Source organism: Streptomyces sp. Pv4-95 (assembly GCF_045782725.1).
Classification (GTDB): Bacteria; Actinomycetota; Actinomycetes; order Streptomycetales; family Streptomycetaceae; genus Streptomyces.
Genome location: NZ_CP127172.1, coordinates 2,811,127 through 2,833,546, shown reverse-complemented (window position 1 = coordinate 2,833,546; position 22,420 = coordinate 2,811,127). Strand labels below are relative to the sequence as shown.

Here is a 22,420-nt window from a genome sequence, read left to right as displayed (position 1 = left end):
CGAACAGCAGCAGTAACGGAAAAGAGCGCCGCCATGCGGAAGATACTCATCGTCGGGGCCGGTCAGTCCGGTCTCCAACTCGCCCTCGGCCTCCAGTCCCAGGGCTACGAGGTCACCCTCATGTCCAACCGCACCGCCGACGAGATCCGCTCCGGCCGGGTCATGTCGACGCAGTGCATGTTCGACACCGCCCTCCAGCACGAGCGCGACCTCCAGATCAACTTCTGGGAGAGCCAGGCCCCGCGCATCGAGGGCCTGGGCGTCTCGGTCGCCGCGCCCGGCAGCCACGCCGAGCCCGGCGGCTCCCAGCGCGCCATCGACTGGGTCGGCAAGCTCGACGGCTACGCCCAGTCCGTCGACCAGCGCGTGAAGATGGCCGGCTGGATGGAGACCTTCGCGCAGCGTGGCGGCCAGCTCGTCATCCACGGCGCGGCAGTCTCCGACCTGGACTTCTTCGCGAGCCGCTACGACCTGACGCTGGTCTCGGCCGGCAAGGGCGAGCTGGTGTCGATGTTCGGCCGGGACGCCGCCCGCTCCCCCTACGACGCCCCGCAGCGCGCCCTCGCCGTCGCCTACGTCCACGGCATGGGCCCGCGCCCGGAACACCCCGAGTTCGACGCGGTGCGCTGCAACCTCGTCCCCGGGGTCGGCGAACTCTTCGTCATGCCGACGCTGACCACCTCCGGCCGCGCCGACATCCTCTTCTGGGAGGGCATCCCCGGCGGCCCGCTGGACGCCTTCGAGGGTGTCAAGGACCCCGGCGAGCACCTCGCCAAGACGCTGGAGCTGATGGAGCAGTTCGTGCCCTGGGAGTACGCCCGCTCCACCAAGGTCGAGCTGACCGACGCCAACGGCACGCTGGCCGGCCGCTACGCCCCGACCGTGCGCAACCCCATCGGCCGGCTGCCCTCCGGCGGCCTGGTCCTCGGTGTCGCCGACGTCGTCGTGGCCAACGACCCGATCACCGGCCAGGGCTCCAACTCGGCCTCCAAGTGCGCCGCCGCCTACCTCTCCGCCATCGTCGAGCGCGGCGACCAGCCGTTCGACGAGGAGTGGATGCAGAGCGCCTTCGACCGGTACTGGAACACCGCCCAGCACGTCACGAAGTGGACCAACGCGATGCTGGGCCCGCCGCCGGAGCACGTGCTCAACGTCATCGGCGCGGCCGGTCAGCTGCAGCCGGCCGCCGACCGGTTCGCGAACGGCTTCAACGACCCGTCCGACTTCGAGAACTTCTTCTACGACCCGGACAAGGCCAACGCCTACCTCGCGTCGCTCACCAGCTGAGCGACGTCCCGCCTCGCGCCGGCCGGCCGGCGGACGCCCACGCGGCGATCCGCCGGCCGGCCGCGTGCTGGAGCGGCTACCCGACGTCGGGGGCGTCGGGGGAGTCCGGCGGTCCCGGGTCCGCGTCGAGCGGTGGTTCCGGGTCCACGTCGAAGAACAGCGGACGGTCCGGGGCCGCTGGGGCCTGGGGCGCGCGCGGCGGGCCCTGCCACGCCGGTGCCGCGTCCCGCTCCGGCCGTACGGCGGCCAGCGGCGGGCGGGCGGCGAGCGGGGAGATCCTGACGTCCGCGCCCGGCCGGGGCAGTTCGAGGACCTTGCCGTGACCGAGGTATCGCGCCGCCCGTGTTCCGTCGGGGGAGTACAGCACCAGATCCCCGGGGCGCAGCCGGTCCAGCGGCACCTGCGGCAGCCGGTCCCACCGCTCCGGTCCGGTGTGCGGCGCCGGCTGTCCGGCGTACTGCGGCGCCTCGGGGAGCGGCCCAGGCGGGCCGGCCGATTGCGGACCGGCGGGCGCGCCGTGCACGGGCGGTTCGGAGGCGCGTTCGAGGCCGTGACGGAGCGCGGGGCCGCCGACGGGCGACGGGTCCGAGGCGCCGCCCTTGCCGTCCGCCAGCGGTGCGTTCGGTGTGCTGCCCGGGTCCTCGTCCTCCAGGCGGCTCAGGGCGGTCAGCTGGTCCTCGGTGAGCGAGGCGAGCATCTCCTCGACCCCGGTGAGCCTCTCGCGGAAGGCGGCGCGCTGCTGCAGACGCCGAGCGGTCAGCTTCTGCTGTTTCCTGAGCGCGCCGCGGGCCTTCGTGGCCAGGGCGTCCGCCTTCTTCTCGCCTGCGGTGAGCCGGGCGATGGTCGCGGCCTGCCCGCCGGCCATCTCCTTGAGGAAGTGGCTGCGCTCCATGGCCTGCTCCGGGTCCTTGGACAGCAGGATGCGCAGATACGACGAGAGCCCCGTCTCGGGCGAGCCCTGGTATTGCAGCCGGGCCAGCCGCCCGGTGTCGGCCCGGCCGCCGGCCAGCCGCGTACGGGCCTTCACGAGCCGGGCGTTGAGGACGGTGGCCTTCTTCCGGGCCTTCCGGAGGTCCTTCTGCGTCGCGCGGTACGCGTCGGCGGCCTTCTCCGTCTCGCGGTAGAGGGACCGCAGTTTGCGCAGGAGCGCGCTGGTGCCGAGCCCGGCGGACGAGGACGCGGTGTCGGTGCCGTCGGGCCCGTCGGCACCCGTGCCACCGGAGTCGGCGCCTTCGGTGAGCCGCCCGAGTCCGCCCTCGCCGGTGTCCGGCGAGCCGCCGGATGTCCCGCCGTCCGACGAGGCGCCGTCCGACGAGGCGCCGTCCGACGAGGCGCCGTCCGACGAGGCGCCGTCCGACGAGGCGCCGTCCGACGAGGCGCCGGGCGACGAGGCGCCGGGCGGGGTCTCGCCACCGGGGTCGGCGAGGACCTGCGGTGAGGGCAGGGCCAGGGCTGCGGCGCCGACGAGTGCCAGCGTGCAGGCCGACCGCACCAACCGTCCGGACATCGCTCCACCTCTCCCACCCGCGGCGGCCGGGCCCGCGTCCGCCCGGCCGCTCCACTGACCGTCCGTAGGCTTCGGATCGTGACACGCAGCCGGGTGGATTCCGGTGAATAAGGCTGATTTACGGCATTTCTGTCACTCGATCAGCTACCGAAGTACGCGTCGAAGTTCTTCTGGAACTCCCAGCCGTTGTAGCGGTCCCAGTTGACCGACCAGGTCATCAGGCCGCCCAGGTCGGGGTGGGTGCCGTGCGGCCGGTAGCTGCCGCAGTCGGTGTTCTTGGTGAGGCAGTTGAGCGTCCTGGTGACCTCGGCGGCCGGAAGGTGCCCGTTGCCCGCCTGGGAGGAGGCCGGCAGGCCGATGGCCACCTGGGAGGGCTTGAGCGGCGGGAAGACGTTGTCCTTGTTGCCCGCCACCGGGAAGCCGGTCAGCAGCATGTCCGTCATCGCGACGGGGAAGTCCGCGCCGCCCATGGTGTGGTACTGCCCGTCGAGGCCCATGATCGGGCCCGAGTTGTAGTTCTGGACGTGCAGCAGGGTGAGGTCGTCGCGCAGTGCGTACAGGACGGGGAGGTAGGCGCCGGCCCGCGGATCCTGGCCGCCGAAGGGGCCCGAGCCGTAGAACTGGTAGCCGAGCTGGACGAAGAAGGTCTCCGGCGCCATGGTCAGCGTGAATGCCTCGCCGTACCGGGCCTTCAGGCTGCGCACCGCGGAGATGAGGTGGACGACGGCCGGGGTGGTGGGGTTCTTGAAGTCGGTGTCGCCGTTGTCCAGGGAGAGCGAGTGGCCCTCGAAGTCGATGTCCAGGCCGTCGAGTCCGTAGCGGTCGATGATCGCGCTGACCGAGGTCACGAAGGCGTCGCGGGCCGCGGCGGTGTTCAGCCGCACCTGGCCGTTCTGGCCGCCGATGGAGATCAGCACCTTCTTGCCGGCCGCCTGCTTGGCCTGCACCGCGGCCTTGAACTCCTCCTCGCTCTCGACTCCCGGGCATTCGCTCGGCGGGCAGAGTGAGAAGCGGATGTCGCCCGAGGTGACCGACGTCGGTTCGCCGAAGGCCAGGTCGATGATGTCCCAGCTGTCGGGAACGTCGGCGAGCCGGGTGTAGCCGGAGCCGTTGGCGAAGCTCGCGTGGAGATAGCCGACGAGTGCGTGCGGCGGGAGGTCCGCGGTCCGCGACCCGTGGGCGGCCGGGGAGGGGGCGGCGTGGGCGGTGCTCGCCCGGGCGGCACCACCGAGGAGCAGGGCCGCGGTGACGGCGGCGAGCGCGGCCGGTAACAGCCGGGAGCGCCGGTGGAGGCCGAGCGGGGTGCGGGCTGCGGGCCTGGGGCGGGGGGAACGCAGTCGCATGGGGCTGCTCCTTGGGTCGACGGCGGCCGCGGACGGCGCGCGTGGGTCGAGGGGGAGGGGCCGCCCTGCGGTGTGGGGCCGATCAGGGAGGCGCGGGGCGGCTCCCCCGGACAGGCAGCAAACAGGACCGGACCAGCAGAGTCAATGGTCCGTACCAGACGTGCGGGTAGGGGTGGCGCGCCGCACCGGTCCGCTCAACCGGACTTCTTCCAGGGCCACTTGGGGCCACCCGACGGATCGCCCTCCGGCTCGTACTCGTACGCCCAGCCGTTCGGCAGCCCCAGCCGGCCCACCCGCCCGGGGACCCGCCGGTAGACGTGCACGACCGGGGGCCGCCCTTCGTCCTGCGGCACCGGGACGCGGTAGAACTTCGGCGGCCGGCCGGTCGCGCCGAGGAGGACCGGCAGAACGCGGCCGTCGAGGGGCCCGCCGACGAAGGGGGTGTTCTCGCTTCTCACTCCCTCAGTGTCACACCAAGGGGCGCCGCGGGGCCCTCGCGCACCGGCGGATGCCGGGCGCCGGGCGCCCGGCGCGGCTCACAGCAGGTGGGCCGCGTCGCTCACGACGGGCAGGATGCGGCGGGCCAGATCGCCGATCGGGCCCTCCGCGGTCTCCAGCGCAAGGGCCGCCCGGGTCACCCGCGCGGTCTGCTCGTCGCGGGCCGCGGTCGCGGTGAGCAGCGCGATGAAGTGGTCGACCAGCCAGTCGCGCAGCTCGTCCAGGGCGGGCTGCTTGTCCTCGTCGAGCCAGATCAGCGAGGCGGCCTCGACCGCGGTGATCCACATGCGGACCGTCATACGCAGCCGCAGCCCCGGGTTCGGCTCCCCCAGATGCCGCAGGATCTGATCGGCCGCGGCGCGCCGCACCTCGTCCACGATCGCGGACGTACGGGAGGTCTCCACGACGCTGCCGCCCTGGAGCAGAGCGCTGAACCCCGCGTCGTGCTCGTCGACGAACGCGAGATAGCGGTCCAGGGCGTGGGCGAGCCGCTGGGTGAGCGGGCCGGTCTCCGGTTCGGCGAAGCAGCGTTCGAGGATGTCGGCGGCACTGCGCAGCGCCGCCTCGTACAACTGCTGCTTGCCGCCGGGGAAGTAGCGGTAGACGAGCGGGCGGGAGACCTCGGCCGCGGTCGCGACATCGTCCAGCGAGACGTCCTCGGGCGCCCGCTGCGCGAACAGGCCCAGTGCGGCGGCCAGCAGTTGGCTGCGGCGCTGCTCGACGCTCAGCCTGCGATAGGCGGGTCGTGGTACTGCTGGGGCGGTGCCGCTGCCGTTCATGCAGAGCAGCGTAACCGCCCCCGATTCGGTGTCGCACAGGTGCTCGCACAGGTGCCGGCAAGGGGCGGTGGGCACCCGCGCCCGGTCAACCGGCTCCGGGCCCCCGGCCTGCGCGGGTGCGGCCGCCCGGCGGCACCGACCGGCGCCGGTCAGGCCAGCAGCCCGGAGCTCTTCCACAACCTGCGCCCCACGCCCCGCAGTACGCCGATCTCGTCGAGGAAATCGGTCAGCCGCCGGGCACCGGTCTGCATGACCTCCCGGCGGTGCCCACTGGCCTTGACCTGGGCCACCGCCTCACGCCTGTCCAGTCCGACGTTGGTGTAGACGTCCGGATTGACGAAGGCGACGGCGAAGACCCGGGCGGCCTCGCCGGAGCTGATGCGGGTCAACTCCTGCTCCCAGCGCGGCGCGGTGACCATCTGGCGGCGCAGCTCCTCGCGGGCGTAGCGGACGTGCCGGGCCTCCTCGACGACATGGATGCGGGTCACGCCGCGCACGATGCCCTGCACCCGCTCGTCCGGAAACGTCAGCCGCTGCATCCAGTCGAGGATCTCCTCGCCGAGCAGGGTGCAGGCGAACGAACCGGGCGTGGTGGAGACCGTCTTGAGGACCCGGGCGAGATTGTGGTTGAGGCGGGAGACCGGGTACGTCGGTGCGCCGCCCTTGTGGATCATGCGGGCGAACATCTTGGAGTGCCGGCACTCATCGGCGATCTCGGTGAGCGCGTAGCGGACATGGGCGCTGGTCACCGGCTTGTCGTAGATGTGGCGCACCAGGAGCTGCATCAGGATGATCTCGAACCAGATGCCCAGCGAGGCGAGCGAGGCGGCCTCGTGCCGGGAGAGGTCGCGCTGCTGCTCCGGCGACATCCGCTTCCACAGCGGGGTGTCGTAGAGCGAGACCAGCTCCGGCGGCCAGAACCACTTGCCGTCTTCGAGCGGCGCGTCCCAGTCGAGTTCGGTGTCGGGGTCGAAGGAGTGCTTGGCGGAGGAGTCGAGCAGTCGCTCGGCCACCTGTTCCCGGTCCTTGAGGAGCCCGAGGGCGTCCCGCAGGACTTCGCTATCCGTCACGGTCATTGCGGTGGGCGCACTCGTCATGGCTGTGGCTACCTCGCTCGTGGGTTACCCGCTGTCTCGTTTTATGAGACTGCGTGTCAGCAAGGGCGTCAATCCCCCGTGCACGACTTATTGACCCGTCGGTAAGAAACGTGTGAGCCTGCCAACCACCCCCCTACGCCAAGGGGTTAGGTGAACCGAGGAGGCACCCGTGTCGACCCGAGACCTCTATGTCCAAGACCCCGGCGACCCCCTCTGGAAGGTGCCCGCCACCGGTGCGGCGCGCTTCAGCTGGGAGTACGACGACGGTCGCGACCGGCTGCTCGCCCTCTACCAGAAGGGCAAGGGCAAGCAGTGGGACGCGACCTCGCGCATCGACTGGGACCTGGAGGTGGACCCCAAGGACCCGCTCGGCACCCCGGACGAGTCCCTGTCCCTCTACGGGACCAAGTACTGGGACAAGATGACGGAAAAGGACCGCGGGGACCTCCGTCAGCACTACACCTCCTGGCAGTTCAGCCAGTTCCTGCACGGCGAGCAGGGGGCGATGGTGTGCGCGGCGCGGATCGTGGAGTCCGTCCCCGATCTCGACGCGAAGTTCTACTCCGCCACCCAGACCATGGACGAGGCGCGGCACGCGGAGATCTACAGCCGCTTCCTCCAGGACAAGATCGGGATGCTCTATCCGGTCAACGACAACCTGCAGGCGCTGCTGGCCGACACCCTCCGCGACGCGCGGTGGGACATGCCCTACCTCGGCATGCAGGTGCTGATCGAGGGCCTCGCGCTGGCCGCCTTCGGGATGATCCGCGATACGACCACCAAGCCGCTGCCCAAACAGATCCTCGCCTACATCATGCAGGACGAGGCGCGGCACGTCGCCTTCGGCCGGATGGCGCTGCGCGACTACTACCGGCAGCTCTCCGACGCCGAACTGCGCGAGCGCGAGGAGTTCGTCATCGAGGGCTGTTACTTGATGCGCGACCGGCTGCGCGGCCTGGAGGTGCTGGAGAACTTCGGCGTTCCCCGGCAGGAGGCGGCGGAGATCACCGAGCGCTCCGAGTTCCTCCACCTCTTCCGCAAGCTGCTGTTCAGCCGCATCGTGCCGTGCGTGAAGGACATCGGCCTCTGGGGCGAACGCCTGCAGCGCGCGTACGTGGACATGGGCGTCTTCGAGATGGGCGACGCCAACCTGGACCTGCTGATGGCCCAGGACGAGGAGGTGGCCGAGCAGCTGGACGCGGAGCGCTTCGCCGCCGAGGAGGAGGCGCGTACGGCGGAGGTGGCGGAGGCCATCGCGCAAGGAGGCGCGGAGAGCTGACCGCGGGCACGCGACCCGGCCCAGGTCGGACCGGTCGGGCGCGCGGCCGGACGGCTCGGGGGAGCCCCGCGACGACCGGGCCCGCGGGGTGTCCGCCCCCTGTTGTCAGCGCTTGCCCGACCGGGCCAGCCAGCGGCCCTCGTGCCGGGACACCTCGATCGGACGGCCGAAGCAGGCCGTCATCCGTTCGCCGGTCAGCACCTCGTCCACCGGGCCGCTCGCCTGCGCCCGGCCGTCGCGCAGCAGCAGTGCGTGGCCGATGGCGGGGGAGAGTTCCTCCAGGTGATGGGTGACCGTGACGGTCGCCAACTCGGGCCGCACGAGGGCGAGTCGGTGCAGCGCGTCGATCAGGTCCTCGCGGGACGGCAGGTCGAGCGCGTTGAACGGCTCGTCGAGCAGCAGCAGGGAGGGGTCGGCCATCAGGGCGCGGGCGATCATGATCCGGGCCCGCTGGCCGCCGGAGCAGACCCCGAACGGGCGGTCCGCCAGCTCCTTGCAGTCGAGTTCGGCGAGCAGCTCGTGCGCACGCTCCCGGGTGGCGTCGTCGTACTTGCGCCACAGCGGCTGCACGGTGCCGGTGGCGCCGGTCAGCACGACGGTGTGCCCGGTCGCGTCCTGCGGGACCTTCTGTGCGCCGGAGACCATGCCGATGACGGCGCGCAGTTCGCGGACGTCCACCGAGCCGAGCCGGTGGCCGAGCACCTCGACGGTGCCGACGGTGGGGAACATCAGCGCGCCGACGAGGCGCAGGACAGTGGTCTTCCCGGCACCGTTCGCGCCGAGCAGCGCCCAGTGCTCACCGGACCGCACGGTCCAGTCGACGGAGTCGAGGATGACCTGGCCGGTGGTGAAGCGGCGGACGCCGACACCGTCCAGCGCGACGATCACGCGGCCCGCTCCGGCGTCCGGGGCCGCTGCCGGCCGGGCGAGCGCTGACGGCAACTGCTGCTGTGGCGGCGTCCGCCGGGGCGACGGCGGCGACTGCGAAGGCTGCGGAACGGTCATCGACGCAGACTAGCTGCCTCATGCATGTTCTTGGGCGGGTGTCCGGGGTGCGGAACCGGGGCGGCGGCGCCCGGCTCCTGGACGGCGGTCAGGCCAGGCCCAGCAGGGTCCGCACCCGTGCGTACTTCGCCGTCAGCCGGTCCCGCGTGGCGGCGTCCAGCACGGCCAGCCGCGCCGGATCGGCGTTGTGCGCGAGATCCGCCTCCTTGATCAGCAGCGCGCCGGGCGTGGCCAGGATGCGAGCGGTGTACGCCTCGACCGGCTCGCCGGGACGCTTGGTGACCGCCAGAACCATGTCCTTGGTGGCGGGGGTGAGCGCCGCGTCGTCGAGCCCGATGCGGGACAGCGCGTCGTCCTCCACGGCGTCGTGGAGCCAGGCCGCGGCGATCTGCTCGTCGCTGCCGCCCCGGACACGAACGCCCTCCGCGACCGCGGCCAGATGCTCGGCGTACGGGCGCCCCGCCTTGTCGGTCTGCCCGGAGTGCGCCTGCCGGGCCAGGGCCTCCACCTCGGCGAGAGTCATGAGCGGGGACGAAGCCGGACGCGGGGACGGTTCGGTGTCAGCCATACCGCCATTGTGGCGGCGCCGGCGCCCGTCACAGCTGCCCCTCGGTTCCCCTCGGTTCCTCTCGGCCTCGTTCCCGTCGCTCACCGGCCCGCGCGGCCTCCGTGCAGCGCGGCGTCCATCACCGCGCGGGCGATGGGCGCCGCACTGCCGCCGCCGCTGATGTCGGCGCGGTCGGCGGCCGCGTCCTCGACGACGACGGCCACCGCCACCGCGGGTTCGTTGGCGCCCTTCGCCCGGGCCCACGAGATGAACCAGGCATACGGCGTGCCCGCGTTGCGCACCCCGTGCTGCGCGGTACCGGTCTTGCCGCCGACGAGGGTGTCCTTGAGGGCGGCGTGCCGGCCGCTGCCGTGCTCGACGACGTCGACCATCATGTCCTGGAGCTGCTGCGCGGCGACCGGGCCGACCGCCTGCCACGCGGAACGGCGCGGTCCGGCCGAGACGGTGTTGCCTCTCGCGTCGGTCAGCCTGTCGACGAGATACGGCGGCGTCAGCACCCCGCTGTTGGCCACCGCCGCCGCGACCATCGCCATCTGCAGCGGAGTGGCGGTGGTGTCGTACTGCCCGATGGCGGAGAGCGCGACCTCCGCCGGGTCCATCCGGGGGTCGAACCGGCTCGGCGCAACCGGTGACGGGATGCGCAGATGCCGGTCGTTGAAGCCGAACCGGCGGGCCGCCTCAACCATGCCGTGCAGCCCGACCTCGGCGCCCAGCCGCGCGAAGACGGTGTTGCAGGAGACCCGGAAGGCGTCCTTGAGGCCGGCGTCCCGGCAACCGGGCGTCGCGTTGCCGAGGCGGGTGCCGGTCCCGGGCAGGGTGTAGGGGTCCGGGGAGTCCGTGGGTGCCTCGATGTCGGTCACGGTGCCGCTCTCCAGCGCGGCGGCCGCGGTGACGACCTTGAAGACCGAGCCGGGCGGATACGTCTGCCCGATGGCCCGGTTGAGCATCGGGCGGTCGGCCGCCGCGTTGAGCCGCTGCCATGCGGCCCCGACCGACGTCCCGTTCCCCGACAGTTCGGCCGGGTCGTACGACGGCGTGCTGGCCAGCGCCAGGATGCGGCCGGTGCGCGGCTCGACGGCGGCCACCGCGCCCTTGCGGTGCCCGAGCCCGTCGAACGCGGCGTGTTGCACCTCGGGGTCGATGGTGGTGACGACGCGGCCGCCCGGCCGGCGGCCGCGGGTCAGGTCGTCCCACCAGGGGAAGGTGGCCAGCCGGTGGTCGGTACCGGAGAGGATGCCGTCCTCGGCGCCTTCGAGCTGGGAAGTGCCGTAGAGCTGCGAGGAGTAGCCGGTGACGGGCGCGTAGAGCGGGCCTTCGGCGTAGGTCCGCTCGTAGCGCAGCCGGCCGCGGCTGTCACGGGAGCCGGTGACGGGCTCGCCCGCGACGAGGATCGCACCCCGTGGCTGCCCGTAACGCGCCATCGGCGCACGGCGGTTGGCGTCATTGCCGGTGTAGGTGTCGGCCTCGATGAGCTGCACCCGGGCGGCGTTGCCCAGAAGGGCGACGAGCAGGAGGAAGGAGAAGGCGGCAGTGTGCCGGATGCCGCGGATCACCGGCCGGGCTCCGGGGCGGTGGGGGGCCGGGTGGCCGCGGAGCCGAGGGCGGCACCGGGCCGGCCGGGGCCGAAGGTGACAGCAGGGCTGCCGGGGCTTCCGGGACTGCCAGGGCCGCTGGGGGCTGACGGGGGCGGCACCCCACCGTCAGCCGCCGCCCCTGTCTGCTCCGGCCGCGGTGCGCGGGCCCGGTCGCTGAGGCGCAGGAGCAGCGCGATGATGATCCAGTTGGTGACGACGGAGGAGCCGCCCTGCGCGAGGAAGGGCATCGCCATGCCGGTCAGCGGGATCAGCCCCATCACCCCGCCGGCGATGACGAAGACCTGGATGGCGGGCAGCACGGCGAGTCCGACGGCCAGCAGGCTGCCGAAGGCGTCCCCCAGGCCGAGGGCGGCGCGAAAGCCGCCCGCCACCAGCAGGGCGTAGAGCACGAAGAGCGCCGAGAGCCCCGCAAAGCCCAGCTCCTCGCCGCAGGTCGCCAGGATGAAGTCGGACTTCATGGCGAAGCCGATCAGGTGGGAATGGCCCTGGCCGAGGCCGGTGCCGAGCATTCCGCCCGCGGCGAAGGCGAACAGCGACTGGGCGAGCTGGCCGGGGCCCTCGCCCGCCTCGATACCGGCGAACGGGTGCAGCCAGTCCTCGACGCGGCTGTGGACATGCGGCTCCAGGGTGCCGACGGCGGCTGCCCCGATGCCCGCGAGCAGCAGGCCGACCGCGATCCAGCCGAGGCGCCCGGTCGCCACGTACAGCAGAACGACGAAGATTCCGAAGAAGAGGAGCGAGGTGCCCAGATCGCGTTCCAGGATCAGCACCCCCACGCTGATCAGCCAGACCGCCACGATCGGGCCGAGCACCCGGCCGGTGGGCAGCCGCAGCCTGCCCAGGACGCGGCCGGTGTGGGCGAGCGCGGTGCGGTTGGCGGCGAGACAGGCCGCGAAGAAGACGGTGATCAGCACCTTGGCGAACTCGCCGGGCTGAATGGAGAAGCCGGCCACGCGGATCCAGATCCGGGCGCCGTTGACCGCGGGGAAGAGGATGGGAACGATCATGAGGAGCAGGGCCAGCGCGGCGCAGACGTACGCGTAGCGCTGGAGCATGCGGTGATCGCGCAGCAGCACCACCACCGCCGTGAACAGCAGCACGCCGACCGTGGACCAGATGAGTTGGATGGGCGCGGCCTGGTCCTGCGGGGTCTCCAGATCGAGCCGGAAGATCAGTACCAGGCCGAGTCCGTTCAGGAGTACGGCGATGGGCAGCAGCAGCGGATCGGCGTAGGGGGCACGGAAGCGGACCGCGAGATGGGCGAGCAGCGCGAGACCGCCGAGCCCGGCGCCATAGCCGGCCACGCCGCTGGGGACGGTATGGGTCCTGGCGAATCCCACGGCGACGTATCCGCAGACGCTCAGCAGTACGGCGCCCACGAGCAGGGCCAGTTCGATGCCTCGTCGCTTCGGTGACAGCGGCTGGGGTGGGGGAGTGTCCGCCGGGCGCGCGGTGGCCGCCGTTGCCGTTGCCGTCATGCCTGGCAACGTAGCAAGCAGCGGACCATATTTCCGTTATGCCGGATACGGTATTCGGGGCTGGAGACGTGGCGGCGCACGGCCTTCGAGGGCCCCGGCGGAGTCCCGGAGGGGTCCGCTCCGCGCCCGTCCGTCCGGCCCCGCCGCCGCGGACACGTATACCCGTACGCCCCGGACCACGCGCGGTGGCCGGGGCGTACGGGCGTGGGTCACCCTCCTGCCGCCCGGATCAGCACCAGCGGGGAGCCTTCCCGATGTTCACGATGTAGCGCGCGGAGGACCAGGCCCACGAACCGTCGCTGAGCTTGTACCAACGGGGGTTGCCGTTGACGTTCTCGCCGTTCACCTTGCACACGATGTGCACGATCTTGCCGTACGGGTTGGAGCCGACCACCCTGTGGTGAGTGCTCGGGCCGGAGCGGACCAGCAGGCCCGTCTTGGCGATGACGCGGCCCTTGTAAGGGGCGTGTCCGCCACCACTGTCGGCGGCGAGAGCCGGGCCGGCCGCGACGGCAGTGGTCAGGGCGCCCGTCAGGACGCAGAGGGTGAGCTTGCCGGACGTCGACTTCGGGAACATGTGCTTCCTCCTGCGAAGGGAGAATCCCTGTGGAATGAGAGTGGGGGCGCCGGGTGTCGAAGGACGGACGGTGAGGGAGCTGCGTGGTGCGTGAGCGCGATGCCAGCGCCCCAGCCCGGCTGCGAGTGCGGCTCTTGTGACGCTTTGTTGCGTTTTGCCTGGCTCGCTGACCTCACGCTAAGGAGGCTGCGGAGGGTCTGCAACTCGTCACTTTCCGCAATGACGGGACGGGGTGAGGGGGAGGCGGGCGGGAGGGGTGCCGCTTACCGGCGGGGGGCGGTGCGCCCGCCGGCCCCCGCGGTCGCGAAATTGCGGCCGTCCGGGCGGAACTGCCGCGGGGTCCGTGGGCGAGATATAGGCGAGAGACATTCGCCACCCGCGATCCCGAGGGGACGGCAGCGCCTGCGGACCGAGGGTCGCGGCCGTCAGTGGGGGGCCGAGGCGGCCGGTGCGGCGCAACTGCACCGCCGCGACGGCGCGGTGGTGCGCGGTGTTACGGGGGAAGCGCGGGAAGGGGCGCGGGGGAAGTGCCGGGCGGTATGCGGCCCGGCGGCCAAGTCGTAGGGCGCTGTCAGGGCAGCTTCAGGGTCTTCCCAGGGGCGGTCCAGGGTTGTTCTGCGAACGAGGTCAATGGCAGTTTGTAAACTCGGTCCGAACAAAAGGAAGAAGGCCGAGCTCGTCACGCAGAAGCGGACGACCGAACACCGGTCGATGGCATGGACCTGAGCCATGACCGCCGCGAGCGAGGGGCTATGGCGTATGTCACATCCGTGCACGCCGAGTGGAGGTCCCGTGCTGCTCTCGGCCCTCTGGGGCCGCCGAGCGCGGGGGACCGTCCCCCTCGACGAAAGGCAGTATTAGCGTCATGACGACTCTCCGTTCCCGGATCATCGCCTGGGCCGGCCGTTTGTATCTGGCGAGAACACAGAAGAAAGGCTTCGACCTGTCTCGAATGTCTTTCTTGCCCGAGTCTGTCCTGATGCCGCTGCGGCGCGAGGGACTCGACCCTGTGGACGACCTGGCGACCGTCCGGGAGAAGGAGCCCATCAGCCGGCTTCCCGTACCCATAGCCGCCAACGTCTGGCTGGTCACCGGCTACGACGAGGTCAAGGCGGTACTCGGCAAGGCCCACGCCTTCAGCTCCGACTTCACCAATCTCGTCGGCAAGGCGGGGGCCGGTGCGGAGCAGAATCCCGGCGGCCTCGGGTTCGCCGACCCGCCCGTGCACACCCGCCTGCGCCGCCTGCTCACCCCCGAATTCACCATGCGCCGGCTCGGCCGGCTGACGCCGCGCATTCACGAGATCGTCGAGGAGCGCCTCGACGCGATGGAAGAGGCCGGAAAGAACGGCGACCCGGTGGACATTGTCCACTCCTTTGCGCTGCCCATTCCTTCTTTGGTTATTTGTGAACTGCTCGGCGTGCCCTATGAGGACCGGGCGGATTTCGAGCGGCTCAGCGCCGCACGTTTCGACCTTTTCAGCGGGGCCAACGCATCCTTCGGCGCCATATCGGAATCCCTTTCCTATTTCCGGGACATCGTCAAGAAGCAGCGCGAGAACCCCGGTGACGGCCTGCTCGGCATGATCGTCAAGGAGCACGGCGAGTCGGTCAGCGACGAGGAGCTCGCCGGCCTGGCCGACGGCGTGCTGACCGGCGGCTTCGAGACCACGGCCAGCATGCTGGCCCTCGGCACCCTGGTCCTCCTTCAGGACCCGAAGCATTTCGCGGCCCTGAACGACGGCGACGAGGTCGTCGACCGCTATGTCGAGGAGCTGCTGCGCTACCTCACCGTCGTGCAGGTCGCGTTCCCGCGCTTCGCGCGCGAGGACCTGGAGATCGGGGGCGTGCACATCGCCACCGGGGATGTGGTGCTGTGCTCTCTGAGCGGCGCGGACCGGGACGGCAAACTGGGGCCGGAGATGGAGCAGTTCGACCCCGCGCGCAATGTCCCCTCGCACCTCGCGTTCGGCTACGGAATACATCGTTGCGTCGGCGCGGAGTTGGCCCGCATGGAACTGCGGGCCGCCTATCCGGCACTTGTGCGAAGGTTCCCCAATATGCGGCTGGTCGTCGAACCGGAGGAGCTGGAATTCCGAAAGCTGTCGATCGTCTACGGAATCGATTCCCTGCCGGTCCGCCTCGACGGCTGACCACCCCCAGCCCCCTCACCCCCTGACCGGGCACCTGGCCATCCGGCCGAGTGCCCGGTCTTCGTTTGTGGGGCGAGGGGATCTGGGCGCAGGCGCCGCGAGGGCCGGGAGCACACTCCAACGACGCTGCCGTACAGCGCAATCCGACCAGCAACGGACGATCACCCAGGCCGCGTAGCCGCAGCTCGGGGTCCGCCGACCTCAGCGGCGACACCCTCGACATCGAGCCCGGATGCAGCGGTATCGCTTTTGCGGCGCCGAGTTCAGGGTCGAGGTGCCGAAGGGCATTGCCGTGACCAAGGACGGCCTGACGGCCGATCTGCGGTGAGGAACGGACCCGCTCGCCGTGGTGAGGAGCCGACCCCTTGCCCTGGTCGGGTAAGCGAGAGCGGTACGTGGCAGGCGCACAACGCGGCCAAGTCCGGCGGCGGGAGCCACGAGGAGCAGGCCCTTCGCCCCGTCGACTCCGCCGTTCCCCACCCATTGACTTCACCCTTCCGCGACATCAATGTGGTCAGGCCACTGGGCCAATCCGTGGAGGACGTCCACGGGGAGCCGCTCTGTATGCCTGCTGCGGGCCGCCCGAAGGAGCGGCCCGCAGGGGAGTTCAAGGAGGCAAGATGTCACCCGAGTTGATGTCCATCGCGGTACTGGCGATCGCCTTCGCGGTCGCCACGCTGCTGTCGATCAACATGGGCGTGCTGGCGTTCGCCGCCGCCTTCCTGGTCGGGAGACTGGTGGGCGGCCTCTCCGAGGACGACATCTTCGCGGGGTTCCCCGGTGACCTGTTCGTGGTGCTCGTCGGCGTCACGTATCTCTTCGCCATCGCCCGGGCCAACGGCACGACGGATTGGCTGGTGCACCGCGCGGTGCGGCTGGTCGGGGGCCGGATCGCGCTCATCCCCTGGATGATGTTCGGCATCGGTGCGCTGCTCACCGCGATCGGCGCGGTCAGCCCGGCCGCCTGCGCGATCGTGGCGCCCATCGCCCTCGGCCTCGCGGCCCGTTACCGGATCAACCCGTTGCTGATGGGCACGATGGTGGTGCACGGCACCCAGGCCGGGTCCTTCTCGCCGATCAGCATCTACGGCACGATCGTCAACGGCGTCGTCGACAAGTACCACCTGCCCGGCAGCCCGCTGGTGCTCTTCCTCGGAAGCCTCGTGGTCAACACCCTGATCGCCGGTGTCGTGTTCGTCCTCCTCGGCGGTCTGCGGCTGGCGCGCGCCGGCCGGAGCACGGCGGCCGAGATCCGCGACCGCGAGATGTCCTCGGCAGGTGCCGTGTCCCTTGGCGGTGCGGGTGGGACGCAGGGGAGGGCGGGAGGCCCCGGTGGTGTCATCCCGGCGCGGTCAGAAGTCGAGGGAGCCGACGCAGCCATCGAAGCTGCCGAAGATTCCGATGCTGCCGTCCGCGAGCCCGAAGCCGTGACCCTCGACCGGGACCGGGGCCTGACACTGCTCGGCCTGGCGGCGTTGGCCGTGAGCACCCTGGCCTTCGACCTGAACGTCGGCCTGGTGGCGATCACCGTCGCCGTCGTCCTGAGCGTGATCTCGCCGAAGGCCGGCCGCAAGGCCCCTTCCGAAGTCGCCTGGCCCACCGTGCTGCTCATCTGCGGCGTGCTGACGTACGTCGGTGTGCTTGAAGAGATGGGCACCATCGACTACGCGGGCAAGGCGGTCGCGGGCGTCGGCATCCCACTGCTGGCGGCGCTGCTGCTGTGCTACATCGGCGCCATCGTGTCGGCCTTCGCCTCCTCCACCGCTCTGATGGGGGCCCTCATCCCCCTGTCCGTGCCCTTCCTTCTGCAGGGCAGTATCGGAGCGATCGGCATGGTCACCGCACTGGCCGTGTCAGCCACGGTGGTCGACGTCAGCCCGTTCTCCACGAACGGCGCGATCGTCATGGCCAACGCAAAGGGGGTCGACCGGGAGGTGTTCTACCGGCGGTTGCTCGCTTACGGCGGCGTGATCGTGGCCGTGGTGCCTCTGGCCATGTGGCTCGCCTTCGTGGTCCCGAACCTGGGCTGACGGCTCCTCTTCGGAGCCCGGCGCGGACCGGCCGGTCGGCACCCTGGCAACGCGGCCGCGACCTCGCGCGCGTCACGCGAGCAGGCCCCTGCCCTCAACTGTCCGCGTCAGGCTTCCAGTTCAGCAGCCGCACCGTGCGCACCGTCTCCAGGTGGTCGCGCATGGCGGCCACGGCCGCCTCGGGGTCCTCCGTGTGGATGGCATCGGCGATCCGCGCGTGCTGGGCGAGCGACTGCGCGGGGCGGTCGGGCTGCTGCAGCGACTCGTGGCGGCTCTCGGCGATCTGCTCGGCGATCTCGCGCATGAATTCGGCCAGGAGGTCGCTGTGCGCGGCGGCCGTCACGGCGGCATGGAACAGCCGGTCGCCCTCCTCGCCCAGGGTGCCGCTCTCGACCTCGGCGCGCATGGTCTCCAGAGCGGCATCGATGGCGGCGAGGTCGTCCGCGGTCCGGCGTCGCGCGGCGAGCTCGGCCAGCTTCGTCTCCAGTGCCTCGCGGGCGTCGAGAACATCGGGCAGCCGGCGACGCCGCTCGACCAGGACGTCGACCGGTTCGGCACTGAGGCTGTCCCGGCGCAGGAAGGTCCCGCCGCCGTGGCGGATCTCCACCAGCTGCTGCACTTCGAGCACCACGATGGCCTGCTTGATCGACGCCCGGCTGACGCCCAGCCGCTCGGCGAGGTCCCGCTCGGACGGGAGCCGGTCCCCGCGCTTGAGCCCGGCCGTCTCGGCGTACTCCCGCAACTGGGCGACCACTTGCTCGTACAGGCGTGACCGGGTTACCGGACGCAGCGAATCAGAAGTGGACACCCAACCCCCTTGACAGGCCAACGGCAAACATAACAGGATGCGCCGCGAGCGGCCTAATGGCTAAGTGGCCTATCCACTTTTCCAGTGAGCCACCCAGCCAATTATCCAGTCCACCCCTTTCGGGCCGCTCATCCCCTTCCGGTACCTGGAGGCAGAACCCTCATGGACACATCAGCACGGCCCGCGAGCTGGCTGGCGCACGACGGTGCCCTGTCCGGGCTCCGCGTACTCGATCTCTCGCGGATCATGTCCGGCCCGTTCGCCACGATGACCCTGGCCGATCTCGGTGCGGACGTGATCAAGATCGAGGACCACCGGGCCGGGGACGACACCCGCGCATGGGCTCCCCCGTACCAGGGCGACCAGGCCGCGTACTTCCTCAGCGTCAACCGCAACAAGCGCAGCCTCGCGGTCGACCTCAAGGACCCCGAGTGCCGGGAGCTGGTGGCCGAGCTGGCCCGCACCGCCGACGTCATCGTCGAGAACTTCCGGCCGGGGACGGCGGCCCGGCTCGGCCTCGGCTACGAGGACGTCTCCGCCGGCAACCCCGGCATCGTCTATGCCTCCATCAGCGGTTACGGGCAGACCGGGCCGTACCGGGAGGAGCCCGGATACGACGCGATCGCCCAGGCCCTGTCCGGGATGATGAGCGTGACCGGTGAGCCGGACGGGCCTCCCGTGCGGTTCGGGGTCGCCGGCGCGGACCTGACCGCCGGGATGTGGGCCACGATCGGGATACTCGCCGCCCTGCACGAGCGGAAGCGGACCGGCCACGGCCAGTGGGTGGACGTCTCGCTCCTGGACGGCCAGATTGCCTGGCTCACCTACATCTCCTCCGGCTACTTCGCCACCGGCCGGGTACCGGGCCGCTACGGCTCGGCGCATCCGACGATCGTCCCGTACCAGGCGTTCCCCACCGCCGACGGCCACATCATGATCGCGGTGGGCAACGACGGTCTGTGGCGCCGATTCGCCCCGGCGGTCGGGCTCGGCGACCTGGTGGAGGACGCCCGGTACGCCACCAATCCCGATCGCGTGCGCCACCGTGACGAGCTGCTGCCCCTCATCGAGGAAGCCCTCGCGGCCCGCGGCGCAGCCGAGTGGACCGAGGTGCTGGCGAAGGCGGGCGTGCCGGCAGGCCGCATCAACACCGTCGACCAGGCGCTGGCCCACCCGCAGGTCGTCGCCCGCGGCATGGTCGCCGAGAGCGAGCACACCACCGCAGGCACCGTGCGCACCGTGGCCTCGCCGGTCAAACTGTCCGCCAGCCCCCCGCAGGTCCGCACCGCCCCGCCCCGGCACGGCGAACACACCGACGACATCCTGGCCGCGCTGGGTGTGGACGCCGCCGGGATCGCCGACCTGCGGACGCGGGGAGCGGCACGATGACGGCCGAACTCCAGCACGCCGATCCGCCCGCGCACACGCCCCCGCTCGTCGAAGCACGCGCCGACGGGCCGATCGCCGAGATCACCCTCGGCAGCGGAGCCAAGCGCAACGCCCTGACCGGCGAGGGCTGGACGCAGGTGGAGCGCTCCATCCGGGAACTCGGCGACAACGACGCCGTACGGGCGGTCATCGTCCGGGGGCGGGGCGACACCTTCTGCGCCGGGTCGGACATGACCGAGTGGCCGGACGCGGAGCCGGAGACGATAGAGGACTCCTTCGCCCGCATGGAGGCGGCGTTCCGCGCCGTGGAGGAATGCCCCGTTCCCGTGGTCGCCGAGATCCACGGCGTCGCCGCCGGCGCAGGCTGCCAACTCGCCCTGGCCTGCGACCTGCGCTTCATCGCCGACTCGGCCCGCCTGGGGATGCCGATCGCACGCCTGGGAATCATGGCCAGCCCGTCCTTCGCGGCACGCATGGTCGCCCTGGCAGGACCGTCGACCACTCGCCAACTCCTCTACACCGGGCGGTTGTTGGACGGTCCCGCCGCCGTGAAGGCCGGACTCGCCGACTGGCACCTTCCCGGCACCATGCTGACCACGTTCACCCAACGCACCGTCGGCCGTATCGCCGAACAGCCGCCGGCCGCGGTGCGCGCCGTGAAGAGCGCTGTATCCGCGACCCTCGCACCGATACGGGACGCCACCAGGCACAACGACCGGCCGGCGGTCTCCCTGGACGACTTCCGGCTCGGCATCGCGACCTTCCTGGGCTGACCCGGGCGGGGGTACGCACCCTCCGCCCCCCCCATCAGGACTAACGGCCTTCGGGCGGCTGATGCAGGCCAAAGGCCGAGCCCTGGTCATCGCGACACAGCTTGAAGCGGCCGAACCGGGCGACCGTCTCCTCGTCCTCCTCGCCTTTCTCACCGAGGTCTTCGACGGTGCCGCCCAGCTCGGTCACCCTGGCGACTGCGGCGTCCATGTCGTCGACCCGGAAGAAGAGATAGGGCGAGGCGCCCTTGTCGCCGCCGTGCATGCCGCCCGGCAGGCCATCGGTGGTGATCGCAAACCCGCCACCCGTCGGCCCAGGCTCGAAGGCCCAGCCGAACAAGGCCCCGTAGAAGGCCCGACCACGCTCGGGATCGGCGACGCCCAGTTCGAAGAAGGTCGGTTTGCTCACCATGACCGTGCCTCGCGCAGTTAGGGGACGCAGCTGCCGGCGCCCACAGGAATGCTGTGCCGACGGGTGGGCTGCACCAGCCACCACCACTGCCATCGTCCCCCCGGACGAACACTCCCGCAGCCGGGTCGTCCGGCAGGCCACAAACGACCACGGGCGCCGCGATGAGTTGTCCGCGCGCCGGGGGGCCTATACGCGTAGTCCTAGAGGCACGTGCAGAGCGTTCCCGGCGAAAGGATGGCGCCATGGGCTTCACACAGGTTCTCGCGGTCGCCCCGGTGCGTGACATCGACTCCGCGGTGGCTTGGTACGAGCAGCTCCTGGGACGTCCTGCTGACAAGAGGCCGATGCCCGGGCTCGCCGACTGGCACGTCGCACCGTCCGGCTGGGTCCAGGTCTTCCAGTCAGCCGAGCATGCCGGAGCGACCCTGCTCAACCTCGTGGTGGACGACCTGGACCGGACCTTGACGGACCTCGCCGCCCGCGGCATCACGGCCGGCGAGGTCCAGCCGGGCGGCCAGAACGTACGGTTCGCCGCCGTCCACGACCCCGACGGCAACCGCATCACACTCATCGAGAACCCGGTGTCGTAGCCCGGGCCTCGCCACGACTCGGCGATCAACACCGCCGTGGATTACGGGATTGAGGCCCTCCAGGAAACGCGAATGGCACCCCGGGGCTACGAGGCGCGAGGCAGGACACAACGACAAAGAGCCGGACCCAGTGGAACTGGGCCCGGCTCTCAAAGTCTGGCACTTCAGCAGGTCAGCGGGTATTTCACGCTGTTCTTGCTGGAGTGCCCCCGGCAGGATTCGAACCTGCGCACACGGCTCCGGAGGCCGTTGCTCTATCCCCTGAGCTACGGGGGCGTTGCGCCGTGTTGTGCGGCGACGGGTAGAACCCTACCAGCTCTGACGGGGTGTCCATGAACAGGGTTTTGAGGGGGATGCGGGACCGGATGAGGCGTGGGTGAGGAGGGCGTGGGGGTGGCCTTAGCGCATGTGGGGAGCGGGTCGGCGGTGGTCGGGGAAAGGTCCCTCGCATGGGGGCGGAAGTGGGCAAAACCGGGACGCAGCCGCAGGTGCGCCCCTAGTCTCATGGTGTGCCTGGCTTGTCCGGTCGGATCCTTGTTGTCGATGACAACAAGGTGATCCGGCAGTTGATCAGGGTCAACCTCGAGCTGGAGGGCTTCGAGGTCGTGACCGCGGCTGATGGTGCCGAATGTCTGGATGTCGTGCACCACGTGAGACCTGATGTGGTGACCCTCGATGTCGTGATGCCGCGGCTCAACGGTCTGCACACCGCGGCGCGGCTGCGCTCCGACCCGCGGACGTGGGACATCCCCATCGCCATCGTCAGTGCCTGCACCCCGGTCGAGGTGGACGGCGGCGAGACCGTGGGGGTGGATGCCTTCCTCGCGAAGCCCTTCGAGCCGAGTGAGCTCGTGCGGACGGTGCGGACCCTTGCCGCCGAGGGGCGTCGCCGGGATCTTGGCTCCGAGGGTCGGGCCCCTGAGGTGACCGTGGACGCGACGGAGAGCGGGATGGTCGACGCCGGCGGCGATGCGGAGCCTGCGCCGCAGCCCGGGGCTTGAGCGGGGCCGCCTCCCGGAGGGGCGGCCGCCGGGCTGGGGAGGGGGCTCGCCCCTTCTGGCCCTGTGGCCCGCGTCCCTGGTGTGGTCCGCGTCCCTGGTGTGACTCTGGGGTGCCGGGATTAGTAGGGGCCGTCTCTGTCGGCCCGTGCTCGTGGCCGAGTGGGTAGTGGGTGACCGGGGCACGGCCTTGAGTGCGTCGGGGCGTTGGGGGCGTTCTCGGTGGTCCGGGCCGTGGGTGTGGCGGTGGGGCGGGAT

19 protein-coding genes, 1 tRNA gene and 1 pseudogene are annotated in these 22,420 nt (G+C 71.1%); 8 read left to right on the top strand and 13 right to left on the bottom strand.

Going from position 1 to position 22,420, the window contains the following annotated elements:
* Positions 1–33: 33 nt before the first annotated feature.
* A complete protein-coding gene (locus QOM21_RS12405; RefSeq protein ID WP_407549967.1) occupies positions 34–1,287 on the top strand; it encodes a styrene monooxygenase/indole monooxygenase family protein in 1,254 nt (417 codons plus the stop codon).
* 76 nt (positions 1,288–1,363) lie between these two features.
* Here QOM21_RS12405 and QOM21_RS12400 read toward each other — a convergent pair whose 3' ends face one another.
* The 5 genes and pseudogenes from QOM21_RS12400 to QOM21_RS12380 form a co-directional block, all read right to left on the bottom strand.
* A complete protein-coding gene (locus QOM21_RS12400) occupies positions 1,364–2,794 on the bottom strand; it encodes a glycoside hydrolase (RefSeq protein ID WP_407549966.1) in 1,431 nt (476 codons plus the stop codon).
* Positions 2,795–2,934: 140 nt separating this feature from the next.
* Positions 2,935–4,044: pseudogene (locus QOM21_RS12395) on the bottom strand (chitinase); the annotation flags it as partial.
* A gap of 287 nt (positions 4,045–4,331) precedes the next feature.
* Positions 4,332–4,595 (bottom strand): hypothetical protein, encoded by a 264-nt coding sequence (locus QOM21_RS12390; RefSeq protein ID WP_407549965.1) that lies wholly within the window; start codon positions 4,593–4,595, stop codon positions 4,332–4,334.
* Positions 4,596–4,673: 78 nt separating this feature from the next.
* The gene (locus tag QOM21_RS12385; protein ID WP_407549964.1) at positions 4,674–5,414 is read right to left on the bottom strand and encodes a TetR/AcrR family transcriptional regulator; all 741 of its coding nucleotides are present in this window, start codon (positions 5,412–5,414) and stop codon (positions 4,674–4,676) included.
* A 149-nt stretch (positions 5,415–5,563) separates the two neighbouring features.
* Positions 5,564–6,490, bottom strand: a complete 927-nt coding sequence (locus QOM21_RS12380; RefSeq protein ID WP_407555644.1) for an AurF N-oxygenase family protein — start codon at positions 6,488–6,490, stop codon at positions 5,564–5,566.
* A 190-nt stretch (positions 6,491–6,680) separates the two neighbouring features.
* On the opposite strand from QOM21_RS12380, the gene QOM21_RS12375 reads away from it, so the two are divergent.
* A complete protein-coding gene (locus QOM21_RS12375) occupies positions 6,681–7,790 on the top strand; it encodes a ferritin-like domain-containing protein (RefSeq protein WP_407549963.1) in 1,110 nt (369 codons plus the stop codon).
* A gap of 105 nt (positions 7,791–7,895) precedes the next feature.
* Here the strand turns inward: QOM21_RS12375 and QOM21_RS12370 are convergent, their stop codons facing one another.
* The 5 genes from QOM21_RS12370 to QOM21_RS12350 form a co-directional block, all read right to left on the bottom strand.
* The gene (locus tag QOM21_RS12370) at positions 7,896–8,678 is read right to left on the bottom strand and encodes an ABC transporter ATP-binding protein (RefSeq protein ID WP_407555643.1); all 783 of its coding nucleotides are present in this window, start codon (positions 8,676–8,678) and stop codon (positions 7,896–7,898) included.
* A 205-nt stretch (positions 8,679–8,883) separates the two neighbouring features.
* A complete protein-coding gene (locus tag QOM21_RS12365) occupies positions 8,884–9,363 on the bottom strand; it encodes an HD domain-containing protein (protein ID WP_407549962.1) in 480 nt (159 codons plus the stop codon).
* Positions 9,364–9,443: 80 nt separating this feature from the next.
* Complete coding sequence (locus tag QOM21_RS12360; protein WP_407549961.1) at positions 9,444–10,916, bottom strand: penicillin-binding transpeptidase domain-containing protein; 1,473 nt, start codon at positions 10,914–10,916, stop codon at positions 9,444–9,446.
* Complete coding sequence (locus QOM21_RS12355) at positions 10,913–12,436, bottom strand: FtsW/RodA/SpoVE family cell cycle protein (RefSeq protein WP_407549960.1); 1,524 nt, start codon at positions 12,434–12,436, stop codon at positions 10,913–10,915. Before QOM21_RS12355 ends, QOM21_RS12360 begins: the two co-directional genes overlap by 4 nt.
* A 229-nt stretch (positions 12,437–12,665) precedes the next feature.
* Positions 12,666–13,013: an SH3 domain-containing protein gene (locus QOM21_RS12350; RefSeq protein ID WP_407549959.1), complete on the bottom strand. Its 348-nt coding sequence runs from the start codon at positions 13,011–13,013 to the stop codon at positions 12,666–12,668.
* An 865-nt stretch (positions 13,014–13,878) separates the two neighbouring features.
* Here QOM21_RS12350 and QOM21_RS12345 point away from each other — a divergent pair.
* Together QOM21_RS12345 and QOM21_RS12340 are read left to right on the top strand one after the other, a co-directional pair.
* Entirely contained in the window at positions 13,879–15,165 is a 1,287-nt protein-coding gene (locus QOM21_RS12345) for a cytochrome P450 (RefSeq protein ID WP_407549958.1), read from the top strand.
* A 620-nt stretch (positions 15,166–15,785) separates the two neighbouring features.
* The gene (locus QOM21_RS12340; RefSeq protein ID WP_407549957.1) at positions 15,786–17,195 is read left to right on the top strand and encodes an SLC13 family permease; all 1,410 of its coding nucleotides are present in this window, start codon (positions 15,786–15,788) and stop codon (positions 17,193–17,195) included.
* A 94-nt stretch (positions 17,196–17,289) separates the two neighbouring features.
* Here QOM21_RS12340 and QOM21_RS12335 read toward each other — a convergent pair whose 3' ends face one another.
* Positions 17,290–18,003, bottom strand: coding sequence for a FadR/GntR family transcriptional regulator (locus tag QOM21_RS12335; protein ID WP_407549956.1), 714 nt, complete (start codon positions 18,001–18,003; stop codon positions 17,290–17,292).
* 162 nt (positions 18,004–18,165) lie between these two features.
* Between QOM21_RS12335 and QOM21_RS12330 the strand changes: the two genes are divergently transcribed.
* Complete coding sequence (locus QOM21_RS12330) at positions 18,166–19,392, top strand: CaiB/BaiF CoA transferase family protein (RefSeq protein ID WP_407549955.1); 1,227 nt, start codon at positions 18,166–18,168, stop codon at positions 19,390–19,392.
* The gene (locus QOM21_RS12325) at positions 19,389–20,165 is read left to right on the top strand and encodes an enoyl-CoA hydratase/isomerase family protein (protein WP_407549954.1); all 777 of its coding nucleotides are present in this window, start codon (positions 19,389–19,391) and stop codon (positions 20,163–20,165) included. Before QOM21_RS12330 ends, QOM21_RS12325 begins: the two co-directional genes overlap by 4 nt.
* Before the next feature lie 40 nt (positions 20,166–20,205).
* Here the strand turns inward: QOM21_RS12325 and QOM21_RS12320 are convergent, their stop codons facing one another.
* Complete coding sequence (locus QOM21_RS12320) at positions 20,206–20,574, bottom strand: VOC family protein (protein ID WP_407549953.1); 369 nt, start codon at positions 20,572–20,574, stop codon at positions 20,206–20,208.
* A gap of 242 nt (positions 20,575–20,816) precedes the next feature.
* Here QOM21_RS12320 and QOM21_RS12315 point away from each other — a divergent pair, with 242 nt between their 5' ends.
* Complete coding sequence (locus QOM21_RS12315; RefSeq protein WP_407549952.1) at positions 20,817–21,164, top strand: VOC family protein; 348 nt, start codon at positions 20,817–20,819, stop codon at positions 21,162–21,164.
* A 204-nt stretch (positions 21,165–21,368) separates the two neighbouring features.
* Here the strand turns inward: QOM21_RS12315 and QOM21_RS12310 are convergent.
* Positions 21,369–21,440 (bottom strand) — tRNA-Arg (locus QOM21_RS12310).
* A gap of 233 nt (positions 21,441–21,673) precedes the next feature.
* Here QOM21_RS12310 and QOM21_RS12305 point away from each other — a divergent pair.
* On the top strand, positions 21,674–22,165 hold the full coding sequence (locus tag QOM21_RS12305; protein WP_407549951.1) for a response regulator: 492 nt from the start codon (positions 21,674–21,676) through the stop codon (positions 22,163–22,165).
* Positions 22,166–22,420 lie beyond the last annotated feature (255 nt).